This window comes from Neorickettsia sp. 179522, from assembly GCF_001593535.1.
In the GTDB taxonomy this organism is placed as follows: Bacteria; Pseudomonadota; Alphaproteobacteria; order Rickettsiales; family Anaplasmataceae; genus Neorickettsia; species Neorickettsia findlayensis.
Window position 1 is genome coordinate 170,397 of sequence record NZ_LNGI01000001.1, and the last position, 19,208, is coordinate 189,604.

Below are 19,208 nucleotides of genomic sequence, written 5' to 3' on the forward strand. Positions count from 1 at the left end.
TCGAATGTTACTATCGTTTGCATTGATTTCTATACTTAGATGCACCTGAATGTCGTGCTTCCGCTCCCATTGGATAGTGGGTTTCTGTACTCTTCTGGACATTTTGATGCGTATGTGGGGAGTCTTGTTAAAGTTGATTTCCGTGGGAGAAAAATAACAGGGCTTGTCACATCCGTAGTACCGGAGAATGATCACGAGTACGTTGTAAAAGAAATCTTGGCGGTAGAACAGATACCGCCTTTTTCATCTGAGTATGTACAATTTCTCTCTTGGGTTGCATGTTACAATTTCACCAAGGTTGGTCTGGTACTACGTTCTGCACTGATTAGGGATATTCCTGATAGTGCTGTATACGTTATGACTGGCGATGATATTAAAAGATCTAATTTAACCCAAGCAATGTGCCGTGTGCTTGCATTATTTGGGGGCAATCAACATATTACTTCGGACATATTGGACGCAGCAAGGGTTCAAAAGAAAACAGTGCAGAAACTTATCGATGTTGGTGCAATAGAGCGTGTTCATGCATCAATTAGTGAGGTAAAGACTGTGTCTGAGGAGCTAAAAAAACTTGAGTTCAAGCTTTCGGATGAGCAGAGTGCTGCTAGAAACAAAATCTGTATGGATGGGTTTACTGTATATCTTTTGGATGGTGTTACAGGTTCGGGTAAGACATTAGTGTATCTTTCAGCCGTACTTGAGCTACTACAGGGGGATGCAGAAGCTCAAGTTGTAATGCTTTTTTCCGAGATAGCTCTTGCTTCTTATATTTTTGAGCGAGTCAAGAAAAGTTTTCTCGGGATGGTTGAAATTATAGAATGGCATTCGGAACTCTCTCCTGCACTTAGGAGAAAGAACTGGCATAAAGTTGTGACAAATAAAGCCAGATTGGTTATCGGAGCAAGGTCAGCGGTCTTACTTCCAATGCCAAATTTACGAATGATTGTTGTGGACGAAGAACATGATCAATCCTTCAAACAGGATCAAGGGGATTTCACATATAATGCAAGGGATCTAGCCATAATGAGAGGTAAGCTATTTGATATTCCGGTAATTTTGTCGTCAGCCACGCCGTCTTTGGAAAGCTATTATAATGTGCAAAAAAAAGGGTTTGTCCATCTTAAATTGGAGCACAGATTTGGCGGAGCTCAGCTTCCAGATGTGAAAGTGGTGGATATGCGCAAAGCCCAAAAAGTGAGTCAGCATATCTCTCATGAGTTGTATGAAGAATTGAACTCTACTCTCGATGCTGGTATGCAGAGCCTTTTGTTTCTCAACAAACGAGGCTATGCGTCGATCATAATATGTTCGAGTTGTGGTCATAGAATGAAGTGTCCAGACTGTGTTGCATGGTTAGTTGAACATAAACAAAACAACACACTTTTATGTCACTTGTGTGGTTTCAAACGCGCTATGATAACGAAGTGCGAGAAATGTTCATCGGACACAATAATATCATTTGGTCCTGGGGTGGAAAAAATTGCGGAGGAAATCGGTGAACTTTTTCCAAGTAAAAGAGTAGTGATCATGAGTAGTGATACCAAGCTTACCGAGAACATCAGAAAAATAGAAAAGGGTGATGTCGATGTAGTGATTGGTACACAGATCATTGCGAAGGGTTACGATTTTCCTAGGCTCACTCTTTTGGCGATCATTGACAGTGATGTTTCCATGCATGCAGGTGATTTGCGTAACTCGGAAAAGAGTTTTCAGATATTGCAGCAAGCTATAGGACGGGTCGGAAGGAGAAAAATATATCCGGGTAAAGTAGTGATGCAGAGTTATTCGCCAGATAGTGTCGTAATAGAGGCTTTAAAAAATAACGATAGACAAACTTTCTACGAAGAGGAGCTCAAAATGAGGCGAACTGAGGAAATGCCTCCTTTTAGTAGGCTCATCAGCATTATTATTTCTGGATTGATGGAAAGGGAAGTCATCATATGTGCAAGGAAAATAGCGAAGACTATTGTTTCGGTTAGAGAAATAAATGTTTTTGGGCCTTGTCCTGCTGCAATAGGGGTGAAAAAAAATCAATTTAGGTATAGAATTCTTGTTGTTGTTCCCAAAAAATTTTCTTCTCGTACAATTTTAACGAATTTGCTTGTCGGATTTACCGCGGAAAAAAAGGTGGGAGTACAAATTGATGTGGACCCCCTGTGTTTTTTGTGAGTTCTAGATAGTAAAATAGTTTACATGAACTATAGAATTCGCTATCCTGATGTACCCTATTTTTGTGTACTGATGTTTTTATCTGTAGGGCAGCTGCTCATTTGTTTGCTTTGTACTTGGTTATAGTGCTTTCCTTTTAGGGATTCTTGTGCATGCTTTTGTAGCAAATTCTTATCTTCTTTTCTATCTTGGACTGTAAATATGAAAACTCCATCTAAACTTAAAAGTGGCGTTAAACATGCGTCTCCTTCCTTATTAGATGATATCGATCGGGGGTTGGAGAAGTGTCTTGCTACCTATATGAAACTTACTAAGGCACGCAATGCTCTTCTTACGCAAAATGTGGGTGTACTACCTGAGGATGAGATACCTATCGTGGTGGATGCTGTAGATAGAGAGCTTGGCAAAGTTGTAGTGAGCTATATGAGGCTTAAGAAGCTGCAGAGAGGTTTTGTTCTTGTAGAATTGGCTGCGCTATGTGTATTCACGGGTGGTAGCGTGGCTATTTTTACAGCGTTACTGCGGCCTAAGTTATTTATGAGCGGCGCACTGGAGAAAGCAGTGGAGATACTTTTTCTGTGTGGTACTGCTGCTCTTTTTATAATTTTTCTTTTAAGGCGTCTTGCTCTGCCTAAGGTGCGTGCAAGGATAGAGGCTCGTATTGCTTTCTGTGAAGAAGCGCTTATTCCAAGAGGGCAACGGGTATCCGACGTTATCTGCGCAATAAGGGACGATTGTAAACCTTCTCAACCTGCTAAGCCCGCTAGAATAGCTACTTTTCTCCGATTTTGTACTCTTCTTGGTGCTTTAGTGCTTGAGATTCTTCTTGTCATCGATCTGTATCACGATTTCGGGCTGAAAAAAGCACATGGAAACTTTTTCTTCACGCTGGATGACCTGCTGGAGTTACTATTTACGGTGGTTGGATTGTTATGCACATCACTGTATATCTACTCATACTACGTACAGCAGCAGAATAAGACTGCGGGCAGCACGGATCGTATACAAACAGAAAACAAGCCGTTTCTGCAAAGGGGCCCAAATGTACTGTGGGTATTCTTCGGTGTTGGTGTCTTGTCCATGGGGAATAGAATCCTTAGAGGCTTGGAGGGTACCGGCGTTGTGTCAATACAGATACCGGATGGCGTGCTACGTCTCGGTCTTTTATTTGCTGTGTTGTTGTGTCTGCTTGACATATACTTGACATGCAGAACACAGGAGGACCTCATTGAGTCCGACCTTGATGATGTGAGTGTGAGTGCCCGTGTTGTGCCTGTAATGATGGATGTCCTTCCATAAAAGGATCACAATTTTACTCCTAGGATAGAAAGGAGCTCAATAACCATTTTTTGTCCTAGGATGATCACCAAGGCTGAAATAAAGAGCCCTGCAAATGATGTTACTACCCCCAGTATACTGATTATTCCATCCCTGTTTAATACCCCGAGCGACATTAGTACAATTCCACCTGCCGGGATGAAATTTGTTAACGGTAACGGAATTGCAATCGAGATGGCACACATAAGAGAAATAACACCGTAAATCCTCTCACCAAAAGTGTTGTTCAAAATAGGGAATCTAGGACGCGTGAATTTCTCCACTTTGCGCAGTATTGGCACCGTCTTCTCAATTAAGAAAGCGAGACTTTTGCGCTTCATTGATTTTTCCCCAAGAAATTTTGGTAACCATGGAGAATCGCATCCAAGAATGATCTGCACAGAAAAAAACAATATAGGGATTGAGAGAACAGTTGTGTAGCCGGGTGGCACGGGCAAGGGTATTGAAAGCGGTAGCGAAAAAAGAAGAAGCAGTAGCGCGAACCCACGCTCGTGCAGGGCGTGCTTTATTTCAAACAGTGTAATAGAGTCTGTTACACCATGTACGACAACTGATTCCAACACATCGGAGGTGTTTTGGTCCTTATCCATTTGTAAAAACCTTGGAACCGCCCTTTCTTCTTTTAAGGGCAGTTTTCATGTTGAAAACACAGACGTGATCATGTCCATGACGCAATGTGAACAGTGGTGCAACCTCTTGCACCACCAGATATTTGCCCGAAATATGGTAATTCACTAAAGCCTCGTACCCCTGCGAATCCACTCGAAAAACAGCCGGCAGATTTGCATTTACACTTGGGAACTGCATATAAGTAAAGCGTCCATCATCAAAAACCTTGATTGGCTTTATTGCGTCATATCCAGAAAGTTTATAGTCGAAATTTAGATATGCTTTTTTGCCGATATCAAGCTCGGTGCTTTCCACGTCTCTGTTCTGCACGCTCGTGACACCAGTGTTTTGTATGCTGACAGCATTTGAAGGATACCGGAAACGTACTTCGTATGCCAGCTCTGGGTCATACACATCACGCGCTTCCCTGGCGGTAAAAACGAAATGATAAACCCGCTTACTTGTAAGAATCGTGACGTTCGTTGTTGCCTCGTCCTCGATGGGTTTAAGGAAAAGTCTGTTGCCCTGAGCATCAAGTTGCCAACCAGTTGAGTCACCCATAGAGATAGTGCTTATCACCTCTCCATCCTCGAAAACTATGCTGGATTGGTAGCCAAAGAATCCGGTATACGTGTGAATGCCATTTGGATTGTAAATAATCTCTTTTATATGTGGAGTAGAAGCCAACGAGTGGGCTTTTTGATCAGCAAACGCTGGCAAACACAGCGCAAGATATAGCATGAGCAAGATGACAAAATTATATGATCTCTTCATAACCGCTTACTATTAATTCTAATGGTGTGATGTTTCTATGCGCCAAAATAACATCTGTTGTCCTGAAAGCAATCTTTACCATCTTTTCTTGGTTCTTACCATCTCCATAGGACCTTACCTTTGCTGTTGCTACTTTTCCACTAGTTTTAGTATCTTTATGAATCTGTAAGTCAATTATTTCGATACGTCTGTTTACCGAACTTGCAATCCTGGATCTAGACTGAAGAAACTTCTCATAAATCATATGAGAGGAATTGAGTTGTATAAACTTGTCTTGCTGTCCTGTCTCTTTTTCCCATACCTCTATGTACTTTGACAGCAAATATTGATCTACGACCGTCTGCAAGTCGTTGTTTTTTTTGTACAGGTCGTACAGCCTGATAGTTTTTACATTATCCGTGTCTATGCTGTCTGTGTAACGAAGAAAGTTGGTTGTTGTTTTTAGTGGTAACATAGAGTACATGTTTAGTCCCATCACACAGAGCGTGGAAAAAAGGAGCGCTAGAAACATAAGCAACCAAACACGTTCCACGAAGATGTAGTAGTTCTTTGTGCAGTGCCACGAAAGGCCTTCCTCGTGGTATCTGCCTCCTTCAACAAGAGCTTCCTTTAAATCTCGTTCGTGCATGAGAAAGTTTTAATTTATCGGATTCGATAATATAACCTATACTGAGCGTATATGATAATAGGGTTAACTGGCAAAAGTTCGTGTGAGAGATATGACTGAGAAACAACCAGAAAAACATAAAAAAGTAGGGGACAAGCAAAGTGCTGATTCAAAGAAGGATGTTCAAGAGAGCCTTTTGAACGGTGGTTTCATTTCTAAGGAAGAGTTCAACAAGGAAAGGGAACAGTGGAAGAAGAAACTAGCATACGCACTTGCTGAGCAGGAGAATCTCAAAAAGAGTGCTCAAAAGGAAATAGAGAAGGTGCGAGATTTTGCCATTTTAGATCTTGTCAAAGAGATTCTAGTGAGTGTTGAAAGTCTTGAGAAGGCAGTGGCGCATATGCTTGAGCATAATGTTGAAGGGCCCGTATTTGAAGGTTCAAAGCTTACTCTTGACGCGATTTTTTCTGCTCTAAAGAAAAGTGGTATAGAGAAGATCGAAGCCAAAGGAGCGCGGTTTGACCACGATCTGCACCAGGCAGTAAGCACGGTCAAAGCTGCAGATTTGCCTAACAACACGGTTTTCGAGGTTCTACAGGATGGCTATACAATTAAAGGACGCCTTCTGCGTCCAGCAGTTGTTGTAGTAGTAGATAATTTCGAATAAAATTCGTCGTTTCAAGGTAAATAGTTTAATAATACGATCTATGGTAGATGATAAGATTGTTCTGTCTGGGATACAGCCAACTGGGTATGTGCAGCTTGGAAACTTGCTTGGTGCCGTAGACGTATGGGTAGAAATACAGTCTCGGTATAAAAGGAAGTTTTTTTTCATGGCTGATCTGCATTCCCTCGATGGGGGAACATTAGGTCTGGCGGACGCTTCTGTAGAGATGGCTTGTACCTATATAGCGTGCGGTATAGATCCAAATGATTGTCGTATATTTGTGCAGTCCCATATTCCTCAGCATGCAGAGCTCTGTTGGTTGCTTGGTTGCATCACTCCTATGGGCCTACTCAACAGGATGACCCAGTTTAAGGATAAGTCGAACAGAGCAGGTGTTACCCCGATGCTTTCTTTATATTCATATCCGGTCCTAATGGTGGCTGATATACTCCTGTACAATGCGGAAGTTGTGCCGGTGGGTGATGATCAAACCCAACACGTTGAATTGGCAAGGGATGTGGTGCTACGTTTTAATCAACGGTATGGTGAGTACTTCAAGTTACCTATGATTCTCAAAAAGAAGGAAGCCACCAGGATAATGAGCCTCACGGATCCAACCAAAAAAATGAGCAAATCTGATCCTTCGGATTTTTCTAGAATAAATTTGTCCGACCCAAAAGAGTTGATTGAAAAGAAGATATTATCTGCTAAGACAGACTCGATATTGGGCTTCTCACCTGAAGGACTGCAAGAGAGACCTGAGGCATCTAACTTGCTCAATATAGCGGCTTGTCTTAGTGGCAAAAAAGTGGAGCAACTCTGCAGCGAGGTAAGTAATTTTTCCGAACTAAAATCTATGCTTATCGATCTTCTTCTTGCAAAGCTTCTGCCAATACAGGAGAAAAGGAAGAATCTTGAGAGGGATGCAGTGAAAAGGATGCTTGCTGATTCTGCTGAGGCGATGAGAGAGATAGCTCGTGCAAACCTGATACGCATAAAACAGCTTATGCAGCTCATTTGATCACGTATATTTTCGATTTGTTGCTGTGAGAAGGAATAGATGTTACTATTCCTTCCGAGGTTTTCAAGATGCCTAAGTTAAAGACTAATTCCAGCGCTAAGAAGCGATTTAAGGTGACTTCCACCGGAAAGGTTATGGTGACGCAGTCTGGTAAGCGTCATAACATGCGTAAGAGAAATAAGAGGATGCTTCTTGTTCAGAAGGGATATACCCTCATCAGTAAGAGCAAGATGCGTCTGATGAGGAGTGTGATGCCTTACAGTTTTTAGTTGGAGGAACAAAATGGCACGTGTAAAGAGGGGTGTACAGGTTAGGCAGCGTCACAAGAAGGTGATTAAGCAAGCTAAGGGTTTTCATGGAAGGTCGAAGAACTGCTATAGAATAGCTCTCCGCAGACTAGAGAAGTCCTGGCAGTATGCGTACCGTGACAGAAAGGTTAGAAAGCGCGATTTTCGCAGTTTGTGGATTCAAAGAATCAATGCGGCTGTGAGGTCGTTTGGCTTGGTTTATTCTGTCTTCATGAAGGGTTTGAAAGCCGCTGGGGTCGATATGAATAGGAAGGTGCTTTCTGAGCTTGCAATAAGCCAGCCTAGTGCTTTTGGTGAGATAGTGGAAAAAGCTAAGGCTGCGCTGTGACTGTCGATTCTGGGGAAGTCAGAGACCGCTTTTATTCACGTCTTGGCTCTGTGTTCTCTGTTGAAGAGCTTAATAAGCTTCGGTTTGAGTACTTGTCTAACAAGGGTGGCCTGGTTAGAAGTGTTCTGGCTACACTCATCCAGCAGGGTACGGAGTCGGAACAGCTGGGTGAATGGACTAGCCTATTGAAGGAATTCAATTTGGCGCTAGCGCGTAGACTAGAGTTTATACGTGAAAAGGAATCAAATGAAAAACTTGCTTCTGAGGCAGTGGACGTGTCCTATCCTGCCAGGCCTTTTAGGGTGGGATTGAAGCACCCTCTTACCAGAGTTATTGAGGACACCAGAAGAATTCTTACTTCTCTTGGATTGGAGTATGTAGACGGTCCGGAAGTGGAAGATGAATATCATGTGTTCGATGCTTTAAACACACCTGCACATCACCCATCGCGGCAAATGCAGGATAGCTTCTATCTCTTTGAGGCAGGTAAGCTTTTACGTACGCACACGTCTTCTGTACAGATTCGGGTAATGGAGGAACGCGAGCCTCCTTTCTATATTTTCTCGCTGGGTAAAGTCTATCGAAACGATTGGGATGCTACACATACTCCTATGTTCCATCAGGTGGAGGTTCTATGTGTCGACGTTGATATAAATATGTCACATATGCGGTATTGTGTTGGTTTCTTTCTAGACAATCTCTTTGGATGTGCCAAAATGAGGATGAGGCCAAGTTATTTTCCTTTTACGGAGCCCTCTGCTGAGATCGATATAAGAGGTCGAGATGGTAAATGGCTCGAGGTGATGGGGTGTGGCATGGTGCACCCAAATGTTTTACGTAATGTTGGTGTGTCACCTGATAAATATAGAGGTTTTGCCTTTGGTGCCGGGTTGGAAAGACTGGCGGTACTGCATTATGATATTCATGACTTGCGAAGCCTTTATTCAAATGATTTGAGGTGGAAAGTAAGCTGATCGTGGTATTTTTGCTGTAAGATAATTTTAGCTTGGATGAAGGTTTCCATAGGTGCTGATCATGCAGGATTCGCACTTAAAGCGGTTTTAATAGACTTCTTTAGTGCACGGGGCTACTTTCCGGTGGATAGGGGTGCGTATTGCTCAGCTGTTTCTGATTATCCTGATTTTGCTAAATCTGTTTCCTTAGACGTCTTGGGTGGAAGGGCGGACTTTGGCATTTTAATATGCGGTTCTGGTATCGGGATGAGTATAACTGCTAACAGGTACAAAAAAATCCGGGCTGCCCTGTGTTACGACGTGCAAGCAGCGAAGATGGCTAGGGAACATAATGACGCAAATGTCTTATGTCTTGCGGGAAGGGCTTTAAATGTGTCAGAGTGTCTTGAGATAGTTGAGGCATTTGTAAATAGTAAATTTAGTTGTGAAGAGCGTCACAAAAAAAGGATAGAAAAAATTGACGAGGAAGGGGAATAGTGTTTTTCAAATCTAAAATCTCTGAAGTTGATCCTACTGTTGCTAGGATTATTGATGGTGAAGTTAGTAGGCAGCGTAAACATCTGCAGTTGATTGCTTCCGAAAACTTTGCAAGTGCTGCGGTCCTGGAAGCGCAGGGATCGGCATTCACAAACAAATATGCGGAAGGTTATCCGGGTAAACGCTACTATTGTGGATGTGAATATGCAGATCAGGTTGAGAGTCTTGCAATAGAGAGGGTCTGTAAGTTATTTGGGTGTTCTTATGCTAATGTGCAACCACACTCTGGTTCTCAGGCAAATCAGGCCGTATTTTTGGCACTTCTAAAGCCTGGTGACACGGTCCTTGGTTTTTCTCTCGCGTCAGGAGGTCACCTTACTCATGGTGCAGGTGTGAATCTTTCTGGTAAATGGTTTAATGCAGTTCACTATGATGTAAGAAGGGATAATTTCGAGATAGACATGGATGAGGTCCGTGATCTAGCAAAAAAACATTCTCCAAGAATGATCATTGCAGGTGCATCGGCGTACTCGAGATATATAGATTTTAAGAGCTTTCGCGAAATAGCGGATGAGGTTGGGGCTTATCTACTGGGTGACTTGGCACATTACGCTGGTTTGATAGCTGCAGGTGAGTATCCGTCTCCCTTTCCTTATGTGGATGTTATGACGTCTACAACCCATAAAACTTTGCGTGGTCCACGTGGTGCAATCATTCTTACAAATAGTGAGGAACTCATAAGGAAAATAAATTCTGCCATATTCCCAGGGTTGCAGGGTGGTCCTCAGATGCACGCAATAGCTGCCAGAGCTGTTGCTTTTGGTGAAGCTCTTACTACGGAGTTTAGAGACTACATTAGGGCTGTTGTGAGGAATGCGAAGACTCTTTCAAACGTTTTAAGAGAGAGAGGTTTAGATGTTCTTTCTGGTGGTACTGATACTCATATCGTCATGATTGACTTGAGGAAGCTTAATCTTAAGGGTAATGTGAGTGCCTCAAAACTTGAAAGTGCTGGAATAATCTGCAACAAGAATGCTATTCCGTTCGATGAGGAGAAGCCATTTGTGACGTCTGGTCTGCGATTTGGTAGCCCAGCTGAAACCACTCGGGGAATGCGTGAATCAGAATTCACGCATATTGGAGGGTTGATTGCTGACTTACTTGAGGAAAAAATCAGCACGGATAGTGCGGCTGCAATAGTCTCGGACCTCACAAGCAAGTTCAACTTTTACAACGTGTAAGAGTGGTTAGTCTCATTCACCACGGTGCTTGATGAATTCCACAAGATCGAAAAGGGCTTTGCAGGCTAGAGGACAGAGAGATTTGATATTTATAGCATCTTTGGCATTTATGTCGCAAAGCGCGTCTAGGTACGTTTTCTCTTCTGGGGGTGTGGGGTCTGTGGATGCATCTTCAGTTATGTTAGTAGAGGGCATTAGGTCGAATAAGTAATTTCCAGCATCGATTAAATCAGTAAATTCAGACATAAAAAGTATATATTTTTAAAATTAATCAATCGTACAAGGTGAGTATTAAGAAGATATAAACAACTTGAAGTTGAATAACTTCATACACTCGTTCTCCGACTGTAAAATCTATAAATGTATGTTGTGCGTATATGTTGTTGGATAAGGCCTTCTATATACTATCACCAGATAGGCAAATTACTGCTCTTGAATATGTTGATCTAGCAAGACTCTTTCGAGATTTTTTCGCATATGTGTATGCATTCCAGCTGCGCATCAAGGATAGGAGTTTATTGGAAAAAGAGATACCACGTTTGAGTCACCTTTGTTGTGAGTACAAAATTCCCTTGATAATAAACGATTTTATTGATTTGGCATTGAGGTTTGAGACAGATGGTGTTCATGTAGGTGCGGAGGACAATACCCTAGAGCAGTGTCGGTATCTCCTACCAAAAGGAAAAATCGTAGGTGTAAGTTGTTATGACGACATTGAGCGGGCAAAAAAGAATCTCTTAGCTGATTATGTGTCTTTCGGATGTTTCTTCGAGAGTCAGACAAAAAACAATCCTCCAGCTAAAGCGAGTTTGGCAACACTTGCCAAGTGGAAAAATGTAATTTCCGAAGTTCCTTGTGTGTGTATTGGCGGGATCAATAAAAAGAACTTTATACAACTTCTGAGAAACGGTGCCAATATTGTTGCTTTTTCGGATTACTTATGGAGTGGAGAATCCCCCTATGAGAAATTTGCAGCACTTGTGGAAACAGGTAAGTATTATGAAAGGTCACTATATGGATAAAAATTGTAGTTTGATCAGGATCGGTGCTAAGAGCGGTAAAAGTGTTGAATCCTGTTCGTAGAGCTACACGGGAATGCTATATTAAATCATTTACCCCTTTCTACTTCGTTGCTTTTATAAGACTGTTGTACAAACTTTCCCGATATTAGGCTACAATCACAGAGAGCTTTCAATGAAGGATGCAGGAGAAGAAGTCTACTATACTTGTGATAGGTGCTGGTCCGATAGTAATAGGACAGGCGTGTGAATTTGATTACTCTGGTACACAGGCGTGTAGGATCCTGAGGAAACGCGGGTACAAAGTGGTCCTAATAAATCCCAACCCGGCGACTATAATGACAGATCCCGATACAGCTGACGTCGTCTACATAGAGCCAATCAACATTGAGATAATAGAGAGCATAATTGCTAAGGAAAAACCTGATAAGCTGTTGCCGACTGTTGGAGGTCAGACAGCTCTCAATATAGCAATTGAGTTGTTCGATAGTGGGATACTTTCTAAGTACGGCGTTGAACTAATAGGGGCCTCTAAGCGTGTAATCGAAAACGCAGAGAAAAGAAGTGTCTTCAATCAAATCATGGGCGAGATTGGTTTACAAGTCCCGAAGAATACTGTGGTTACCCATGTCAATGAAATAGAGAAGGCTTTTGAATTTATCGGTATTCCCGCAATAATAAGACCATCTTTTACCCTTGGTGGACTGGGTGGAGGTGTTGCAACTACAAAGTTTGACTTTTTTACAATCATTAATAACGGTCTTAAATTTTCACCGGTTAGTGAGGTGCAAGTCGATGAGTCAGTCTTAGGATGGCAGGAGTTTGAGCTTGAGGTTGTTCGTGATTCTGTTGGTAATTCGATTGTTGTCTGTTCAATAGAAAACACTGACCCAATGGGTGTTCATACTGGTGACAGTGTAACAGTCTCACCTATTCTAACACTCAGAGACGAAGAATATCAGGAGATGAGGGACGCAGCCTTTAAGGTTTTGGATTACATAGGTGTTACCACCGGTGGTGCAAATGTGCAGTTTGCTTTGAATCCGGAGAATGGCGAATTACGTGTAATCGAAATGAATCCCAGGGTTTCGCGGTCATCGGCGCTTGCCTCGAAGGCAACTGGGTATCCAATTGCAAAGGTTGCGGCGCAACTGGCTACTGGGTTTACTCTGCCAGAAGTTTACAACGATGCAGTTCCAACAATTCCTGCGTCTTTTGAGCCAGCAATGGACTACGTGGTTGTCAAAATACCTCGCTTCAATTTTGAGAAGTTTTTCCATGCTGAAGAGAGGCTTTCTAGTTCCATGAAATCTGTAGGGACTACAATGGCAATTGGGAGATGCTTTCAGGAGGCTTTGCAAAAAGCTTTCAGTTCTTTGGAGCAAGGTCTGGATGGTCTCAATACTGTACTTGGTTCGAGTGTTTCTCGTGAGGTTATTAATAGAAAGCTATGCTCTCTTATACCGAATAAAATTCTTATTATTGCAGATGCCATTAGAGCTGGTTTTGATATCAAAGAGATTGCTCATCTGAGCAAATATAATGAGTGGTTTCTTTTGCAGATTGGCGAGCTAGTAAATTTAGAAAACGAAATTAAAAGCGTTGACTTTTCCCCGAATAGGCTTCTGGTTTGGAAGAAGAAAGGATTCTCAGATTCTAGGATAGCGTCTCTGAAGGGTTGCGATGAAGCTTTTGTAAGAAATATCCGTAAGAGCATGGGTATAAAGCCTGTATTTAAACGGGTAGATACGTGTGCTGCAGAATTTGAAAGCAGTATAAACTATCTCTATTCCACTTATGAGGGTGATACCGTCACTCAACCTGAATGCGAAGCCTATCCTTCAGGCAAAAAGAAAGTAATTGTTCTAGGTAGTGGTCCAAACAGAATTGGACAGGGGATAGAATTTGATTATACATGTGTACATGCGGTTTCTGCGATAAAGGAACTCGGCTATGAAGCAATCATGGTAAATTGTAATCCGGAAACGGTCTCAACGGATTATGATATTTCAGATAAACTTTATTTTAGTCCGATGAATGTTGAATCGGTTCTTGATATTGTAGAGAAGGAGTCTGAGAAAGGAGAGCTACTTGGTGTGGTCCTGCAGTGTGGTGGACAGACCCCACTTAAACTTGCAAAAGCGATGAGTGAGAATGATGTCAAAGTAATCGGAACAAGTTTTGCGTCAATCAATGCTGCTGAGGATAGGAAAAGTTTCAATAGCCTGGTGGAAGAATTAGAAATGCTTCAGCCAGAAAATGCGATTGTCTTCGCACGAGAAGAGATAGCCGAAAATGTGAAAAAATTTGGTTTTCCATTGATAGTCCGACCTTCCTACGTACTTGGCGGTGAATCAATGCAGATTATCTATGATGATGCAATGCTTGAAAATTATTTGGAAAGGCACCCGCAGCTCTTCAACGGTTCTTCGTTATTATTAGATAGGTTTTTAGTAAATGCTCTGGAGCTTGATGTCGATGCAATTTCCGATGGTGAAGATGTGTATATTGCCGGTATAATGGAGCATATAGAGGAAGCAGGTGTGCATTCTGGTGATTCTGCCTTTGTTTTTCCTCCTCAAAAGTTATCCGAAGAAATACTCGAGAGAATTAAGAGTTGTACCAGAAAGGTAGCGATTGCACTCAATGTAGTAGGATTTCTCAATATTCAGTTCGCAATCAGTGGAAGTGATGTATACGTGTTAGAAGTAAATCCGCGTTCGAGTCGAACCGTGCCGTTTGTTGCCAAGGCACTTGGGGTACCAATTGCTAAGATCGCAACTAAAGTCATGCTTGGTATGAGGCTCAGTGATTTCCATCTGAAGAGATACGAAGACTATTTGCAACATGTTTTTGTCAAACAACCTGTTTTCTCGTTTGAGAAGTTTCCAGAATCTGATGTTCTTTTAGGGCCAGAAATGAAGTCAACAGGTGAAGTAATGGGTGTCGGTGATGATTTCGATACCGCCTTTGCAAAGGTTTGTATGGCCAGTATGAGGAAACTTCCGACATCAGGGAAGGTATTTTTCTCCATCAGAGACGAAGATAAGCTTAAGTCTGTTGAGGTTGCAAAGATATTATCAGAATTGCAGTTTACAATTCTTGCGACGAAGGGCAGTGCTGCCTTTCTCAAGAAGCATAATATTGATGCAGTAACTGTGAACAAGGTAAAAGAAGGTTCTCCACACGTTGTAGACATGATCATGAACAGTGAGATCAGTTTGGTCATAAATACCTCTTCCCACGTATTAGAGTCCGTGAAAGACAGCATGAGTATCAGATCTAGCTCTATTATTAATCAGATACCATGTTGTACAAATATTCATTCTGCTCTGGCTTTGGTAAGGGGTATAAAGAAAATTGTTAAGTGCAAGCTGCCAGTTTATCAGCTCTCCTATGTGCAAAACTGATGCTTTGAAGTCACGCTCCGATACACTTTTGTAGGTCGTTGCTTTTTTAGTGCGGGGTTGATTGAGTTGTTTTATTCCTTCCCTGCTTGGTTTGTTCTATGACATTCGTTTTGGCCTTGTTTCTTGTCTGCGATGTTTGTTTCTATGTACAGCTTGTGTTACAATGTGCCGCGCCTGCCTGTTTTTGGAATGTGGGCTTGTAGCTCAGCTGGTTAGAGTACACGCCTGATAAGCGTGAGGTCGGAAGTTCAAGTCTTCTCAAGCCCACCGATTTATATGTTGGATTTCAAAAAATTTGTTCCTGTTGTTGTATCAGCTCTTCATGGTGCTGATGGGGGAGAGCTGTTTGTTGAGTACTCTCTTTCGGAGGTTCTGAGGTTCCAGGATGGTGTACTTGCTGAGAGTAGTTATGCCGATTCCTCTGGATTTGGTCTCCGTGCGTTTTACGGTGATAAGGTGCTTTATACACACTCATCACGCTTGAGCGATGCTAGTATTTTTGAGGCTAGTGATTTTATCCGGAAAAACCGTCTAGCAGATGGCGCAGCTATGACAGCAGCGGTAATGCACGAGATTCCATGTGAGGATTCTCTTTATAAGGTTGAAGTACAGGATGATTCCTTCTCGTTTGATAGCAAGGTCGCCTTTCTACGTCGGGTTTACGACTATGCCTTGTCAAAGAGTGAAAACATAGCTAGTGCTTCTGTAACGCTTATGCGGTTTGTCCGGAGAATTGGGATTATTAAAAATACTGGAGAAACCGTAACTGATGAGCAGCCAATGGTGCGTTTAGGGTTTTCGGTTGTGTTGAAGGACGAGAAAGGTGGAGCTCAAGGGGGTACTTCAGGCAAAGGGGGGAGATTCGGGTTTTCTGAGTTGATGAAAGACTGGCACGTAGTTGTTGATCGTGCATTTCACAAGGCTGAGGTTGCTTTACGTGCTGTACCTTGCCCTTCTGGTGAAATGACAGTGGTTTTAGGGAGCGGATGGCCGGGTGTATTGTTACACGAAGCTATAGGTCATGGACTAGAAGCTGATTTTAATCGTAAAGGGGTTTCTGCTTTTTCTGGTCTGATTGGTAAGAGAGTTGCTTCTGATGTTGTTAGTGTCGTTGATAACGGTAGGATCAATGAGGCCAGGGGTTCCATTAATGTTGATGATGAAGGTACACGATCCTCGTATAATGTTCTAATAAAGGATGGAATCCTTAAGGGCTATATGTTTGATCTCATGAACGCTAAGTTGATGGGTAAACATTCTACTGGTAATGGGCGTCGCGAGAGCTATATGAACATTCCGCTGCCACGTATGACAAATACGTATATGTTGCCGGGTGATAAAACTCCGGATGAAATAATAAAAAGTGTTAAAAACGGTATTTACGCTGTCGATTTTTCAGGTGGTCAGGTTGATATAACATCTGGAAAATTTGTATTTTCAGCATCTGAAGCGTACTTAATAGAGGATGGTGAGGTCACAGTACCCGTTAAAGAGGTTACGCTTATTGGTGATGGTCCCACGATCTTGAAAAGAATTTCAGCTGTTGGAAATGATCTCAAACTTGACGATGGGATCGGTACTTGCGGTAAAGATGGGCAGTCGATGCCTGTGTGTGTTGGCCAGCCAACCATTTGTGTGGATAAAATTACCGTTGGTGGGACTGCTTAATTTCCTGTTTATCCTATCTTATAAGCTTTTCTTATTACATTCCCTCGTGTTACAATCCGTGGTCTTCGGTGTGTTTGGGGGACTGTATGGACGCTGCAGTTATTGGCTTACAGTGGGGTGATGAAGGTAAGGGTAAAATTGTAGATTATCTTGCTAGTGACTTCGACAGTGTTGTCCGTTTTAATGGCGGCAATAATGCTGGGCATACAGTCATTGTAGATGAGAGAACCTATAAGCTTAGAGTATTACCATCGGGCATTTTGAGAGAGGATGTTATTTCCGTTATTGGCAATGGAGTTGTTCTTGATCCACAAGGTCTACTAGAGGAAATTCATCTACTGAGACAGGAAGGTGTCCAAATACATCCAGGTAAGCTGTTGATTGCGGATAACTGTCATCTTGTTCTTCCAATACATAAAGAGTTGGATGTTCTGTTCGAAGAGAAACAGAAACTAGGAACCACTAAATGTGGTATTGGTCCTTGTTACCAGGATAAAGTTGCTAGGCGAGGTATACGCTTATGTGATTTGCGATCCGAAGGGCAGTTAAGAAAGACTTTGGCAGCGCTTTCATACTATCATAACATCGTACGTAAAGGGGCTGGACTGCAGGAGATTTGTCAAGAGAGTCTCTTTTCTTCGCTCTTTGCAATGAGGGATAAGCTACTCTGTTATGCAGTTTCCCCATGTGAATTGAGGGATGTTTTATCTGGTAAAAGTAAACTTTATGAAGGAGCCCAGGGGATGCTACTCGACATAGATCATGGTACGTATCCATTTGTAACGTCAGGCTCTTCAGGATTGGGTCAGGTGATGAACGGTGCTGCGCTCGGACGTGTGAATAGAGTTATAGGGGTTATGAAGGGTTATGTTACCCGAGTTGGAGAGGGTATTTTCCCGACTGAGCAAGATAATGCATTTGGTAGCGAGTTACAGAAACTGGGAAAAGAGGTTGGTACAGTAAGCGGAAGAGTCAGAAGATGTGGTTGGTGTGACCTTCCCTTAGTGAGGTATGTCAATGCTGTCGCAGGAGTAACAGAAATTGTGATAACAAAACTTGATGTTTTAGACTCTTTTAATGAAATCTTTTTATGTTGTGCTTACAAAGGTAAAGAAGGTAAGTTGATTGAAATTTGTAGCCCTAGTAAACTTTGCTATAGTGAGTACAAAGCGCAGTACATAGTAATGAAAGGCTGGAGGTCGTCAACTGTTGGGGTTGCTTCTTTTTGCGATCTTCCGGATGAAGCAAAAAGTTTTGTAGAGACAATTGAAAAATGTCTTGATCTTCCAGTTACTATGGTTTCTAATGGCCCTGAGAGGACCCAGGTTCTCCATAGGTAATACGGAAATCAAATGTCGTTATTCTCATATTGCAAGAGAGTTAGTAGGGATTACTTTATGAGTGTCCTATAGGGTAGAGATTGCGATCTTATGTTCAGTGTTTCAAGTATAAGAAAGATTGTTGGCGCTATTGTACCGTCCAGGATGATAACAACTTTTTTTTGGATTGGATATCTTCCTGAGTGGCAAAGCCATTGGACCGCTTTTTTTTCGATACCGTTAGCTTTGCTGGTTCTGTACTTTACGGTTGGGTTTTCCGTGCCTGCAGTGCTTGCAGCTCAGGTTTTGCTTATCTTCTCTCTGGTGCTGTTGTTTTTTGGGTTGATTGGTATATATCTCTTCCAAAAGACTGTGTTTTCTGAGAGCAGGTATGAAATCACAATACACGTTGCATTCGGGCAGTGTCTTATGCTTGCGCTTTCTGTCCCTGCAGTTATTAAGACTTTAACTCAGATTTTTCTGTTTAATTCCTTCATATGTGCTCACTTCTTGAATTGCGCAGAGTGGTTTTTGAGGTGTTCAACTTACTTTATAACGACGTTGGTTCCATATTTTGTTTTCAGATTAATAGATATAGTGAAGCCTTGGCCATCGTATTGGATCGAAAGAGACTACAACAATGCTTTTAGCAATATGATTGAAGGCTTTTGCAATGCCATATATGCTTCTGCCTTGTTTTACGCACTCAATTTCATACTATTCAACCTCTTGCTCGTTGATGTTGTTGAGTTCTATACACAAGTCTTTTCGGGGGTCTTTCTTAACAGAGGGATTCCCTGGGTGTACTTGTAATGGATAAATGAAAAGCAGCGCGCTGCACCTCCGTGGTGTGTGTTTTACAGGTAGTTCTCACACACATTATCTAGGAGGTGGAGGAGCGTATTCTTTTAATACTTCCTCCTCATGAAGGCTTATACTTTTCAAGTAGTGCTTGTACAATTTCTGGAGGTTTGTTGCCTAGCATTCTTGCGAGTTCGTTGCCCGGTGATATACGCTCTGTGAAAATTGCCGTAGTCGGGACCGCTTTTATGTTCCACATCTGGCTTGGGCTCTTGCCGTCACTACTGGTGACATTCATCTTATAAAATTTTGTGTCTTGGTTCTCTTGTGCGACTTGTTCGTACGTGGGTGCGAAATTGTTACACGCTTTACATGTTGGAAGGTAAAATTCTACTACGCCAAGCTGCCCCTCTTCGAGTGTCACCCGGTCTGTTGCGCTTAATTCTGTAATCAGGTCCATAGCATTCGTATTGCAAAG

19 protein-coding genes and 1 tRNA gene are annotated in these 19,208 nt (G+C 42.2%); 15 read left to right on the top strand and 5 right to left on the bottom strand.

Going from position 1 to position 19,208, the window contains the following annotated elements; translation table 11 throughout:
* Positions 1-39: 39 nt before the first annotated feature.
* Complete coding sequence (priA, locus tag AS219_RS00765) at positions 40-2,169, top strand: primosomal protein N' (protein WP_067978758.1); 2,130 nt, start codon at positions 40-42, stop codon at positions 2,167-2,169.
* Positions 2,170-2,370: 201 nt separating this feature from the next.
* Complete coding sequence (locus AS219_RS00770) at positions 2,371-3,468, top strand: hypothetical protein (RefSeq protein WP_067978761.1); 1,098 nt, start codon at positions 2,371-2,373, stop codon at positions 3,466-3,468.
* A 5-nt stretch (positions 3,469-3,473) separates the two neighbouring features.
* Here AS219_RS00770 and AS219_RS00775 read toward each other — a convergent pair whose 3' ends face one another.
* Genes AS219_RS00775 through AS219_RS00785 form a run of 3 tightly spaced genes read right to left on the bottom strand, consistent with a single transcriptional unit; the run spans position 3,474 to position 5,518 of the window.
* Positions 3,474-4,097 (bottom strand): exopolysaccharide biosynthesis protein, encoded by a 624-nt coding sequence (locus AS219_RS00775; RefSeq protein ID WP_067978765.1) that lies wholly within the window; start codon positions 4,095-4,097, stop codon positions 3,474-3,476.
* The gene (locus AS219_RS00780; protein ID WP_067978769.1) at positions 4,090-4,890 is read right to left on the bottom strand and encodes a TrbG/VirB9 family P-type conjugative transfer protein; all 801 of its coding nucleotides are present in this window, start codon (positions 4,888-4,890) and stop codon (positions 4,090-4,092) included. The genes AS219_RS00775 and AS219_RS00780 overlap by 8 nt, the downstream gene beginning before the upstream one ends.
* Entirely contained in the window at positions 4,874-5,518 is a 645-nt protein-coding gene (locus AS219_RS00785; RefSeq protein WP_067978772.1) for a conjugal transfer protein TraJ, read from the bottom strand. The genes AS219_RS00780 and AS219_RS00785 overlap by 17 nt, the downstream gene beginning before the upstream one ends.
* A gap of 91 nt (positions 5,519-5,609) precedes the next feature.
* Here AS219_RS00785 and AS219_RS00790 point away from each other — a divergent pair, with 91 nt between their 5' ends.
* The 7 genes from AS219_RS00790 (at position 5,610) to glyA (ending at position 10,513) form a co-directional block, all read left to right on the top strand.
* On the top strand, positions 5,610-6,164 hold the full coding sequence (locus tag AS219_RS00790; protein ID WP_067978775.1) for a nucleotide exchange factor GrpE: 555 nt from the start codon (positions 5,610-5,612) through the stop codon (positions 6,162-6,164).
* 40 nt (positions 6,165-6,204) lie between these two features.
* A complete protein-coding gene (trpS, locus tag AS219_RS00795; protein WP_082784575.1) occupies positions 6,205-7,185 on the top strand; it encodes a tryptophan--tRNA ligase in 981 nt (326 codons plus the stop codon).
* A gap of 68 nt (positions 7,186-7,253) precedes the next feature.
* The gene (locus AS219_RS00800) at positions 7,254-7,454 is read left to right on the top strand and encodes a 50S ribosomal protein L35 (RefSeq protein ID WP_041351575.1); all 201 of its coding nucleotides are present in this window, start codon (positions 7,254-7,256) and stop codon (positions 7,452-7,454) included.
* Positions 7,455-7,467: 13 nt separating this feature from the next.
* Entirely contained in the window at positions 7,468-7,821 is a 354-nt protein-coding gene (gene rplT, locus AS219_RS00805) for a 50S ribosomal protein L20 (RefSeq protein WP_067978778.1), read from the top strand.
* A complete protein-coding gene (gene pheS / locus AS219_RS00810; RefSeq protein WP_067978782.1) occupies positions 7,818-8,795 on the top strand; it encodes a phenylalanine--tRNA ligase subunit alpha in 978 nt (325 codons plus the stop codon). Before rplT ends, pheS begins: the two co-directional genes overlap by 4 nt.
* A 36-nt stretch (positions 8,796-8,831) precedes the next feature.
* Entirely contained in the window at positions 8,832-9,272 is a 441-nt protein-coding gene (gene rpiB / locus AS219_RS00815) for a ribose 5-phosphate isomerase B (RefSeq protein WP_067978785.1), read from the top strand.
* Positions 9,272-10,513, top strand: a complete 1,242-nt coding sequence (gene glyA / locus AS219_RS00820) for a serine hydroxymethyltransferase (protein WP_067978788.1) — start codon at positions 9,272-9,274, stop codon at positions 10,511-10,513. Before rpiB ends, glyA begins: the two co-directional genes overlap by 1 nt.
* 12 nt (positions 10,514-10,525) lie before the next feature.
* Here the strand turns inward: glyA and AS219_RS00825 are convergent, their stop codons facing one another.
* Positions 10,526-10,759 (bottom strand): hypothetical protein, encoded by a 234-nt coding sequence (locus AS219_RS00825; RefSeq protein WP_067978790.1) that lies wholly within the window; start codon positions 10,757-10,759, stop codon positions 10,526-10,528.
* Between the two features lie 131 nt (positions 10,760-10,890).
* Here AS219_RS00825 and AS219_RS00830 point away from each other — a divergent pair, with 131 nt between their 5' ends.
* The 6 genes from AS219_RS00830 to AS219_RS00855 all read left to right on the top strand — a co-directional run bounded on the left by AS219_RS00830 (position 10,891) and on the right by AS219_RS00855 (position 18,742).
* Positions 10,891-11,535: a thiamine phosphate synthase gene (locus AS219_RS00830; RefSeq protein ID WP_067978793.1), complete on the top strand. Its 645-nt coding sequence runs from the start codon at positions 10,891-10,893 to the stop codon at positions 11,533-11,535.
* Positions 11,536-11,714: 179 nt separating this feature from the next.
* Positions 11,715-14,942: a carbamoyl-phosphate synthase large subunit gene (gene carB / locus AS219_RS00835; RefSeq protein WP_067978796.1), complete on the top strand. Its 3,228-nt coding sequence runs from the start codon at positions 11,715-11,717 to the stop codon at positions 14,940-14,942.
* A gap of 193 nt (positions 14,943-15,135) precedes the next feature.
* Positions 15,136-15,209: transfer RNA gene (locus tag AS219_RS00840), tRNA-Ile, on the top strand.
* On the top strand, positions 15,177-16,610 hold the full coding sequence (locus AS219_RS00845) for a TldD/PmbA family protein (protein ID WP_231861807.1): 1,434 nt from the start codon (positions 15,177-15,179) through the stop codon (positions 16,608-16,610). The genes AS219_RS00840 and AS219_RS00845 overlap by 33 nt, the downstream gene beginning before the upstream one ends.
* An 86-nt stretch (positions 16,611-16,696) precedes the next feature.
* Complete coding sequence (locus tag AS219_RS00850; RefSeq protein ID WP_067978802.1) at positions 16,697-17,950, top strand: adenylosuccinate synthase; 1,254 nt, start codon at positions 16,697-16,699, stop codon at positions 17,948-17,950.
* Positions 17,951-18,040: 90 nt separating this feature from the next.
* On the top strand, positions 18,041-18,742 hold the full coding sequence (locus AS219_RS00855) for a phosphatidylglycerophosphatase A (RefSeq protein WP_067978806.1): 702 nt from the start codon (positions 18,041-18,043) through the stop codon (positions 18,740-18,742).
* A gap of 109 nt (positions 18,743-18,851) precedes the next feature.
* Here the strand turns inward: AS219_RS00855 and AS219_RS00860 are convergent, their stop codons facing one another.
* Positions 18,852-19,190 carry a thioredoxin family protein gene (locus AS219_RS00860; protein WP_067978812.1) on the bottom strand — a complete coding sequence of 113 codons (339 nt, stop codon included), beginning with the start codon at positions 19,188-19,190 and terminating at the stop codon, positions 18,852-18,854.
* Positions 19,191-19,208: the final 18 nt, after the last annotated feature.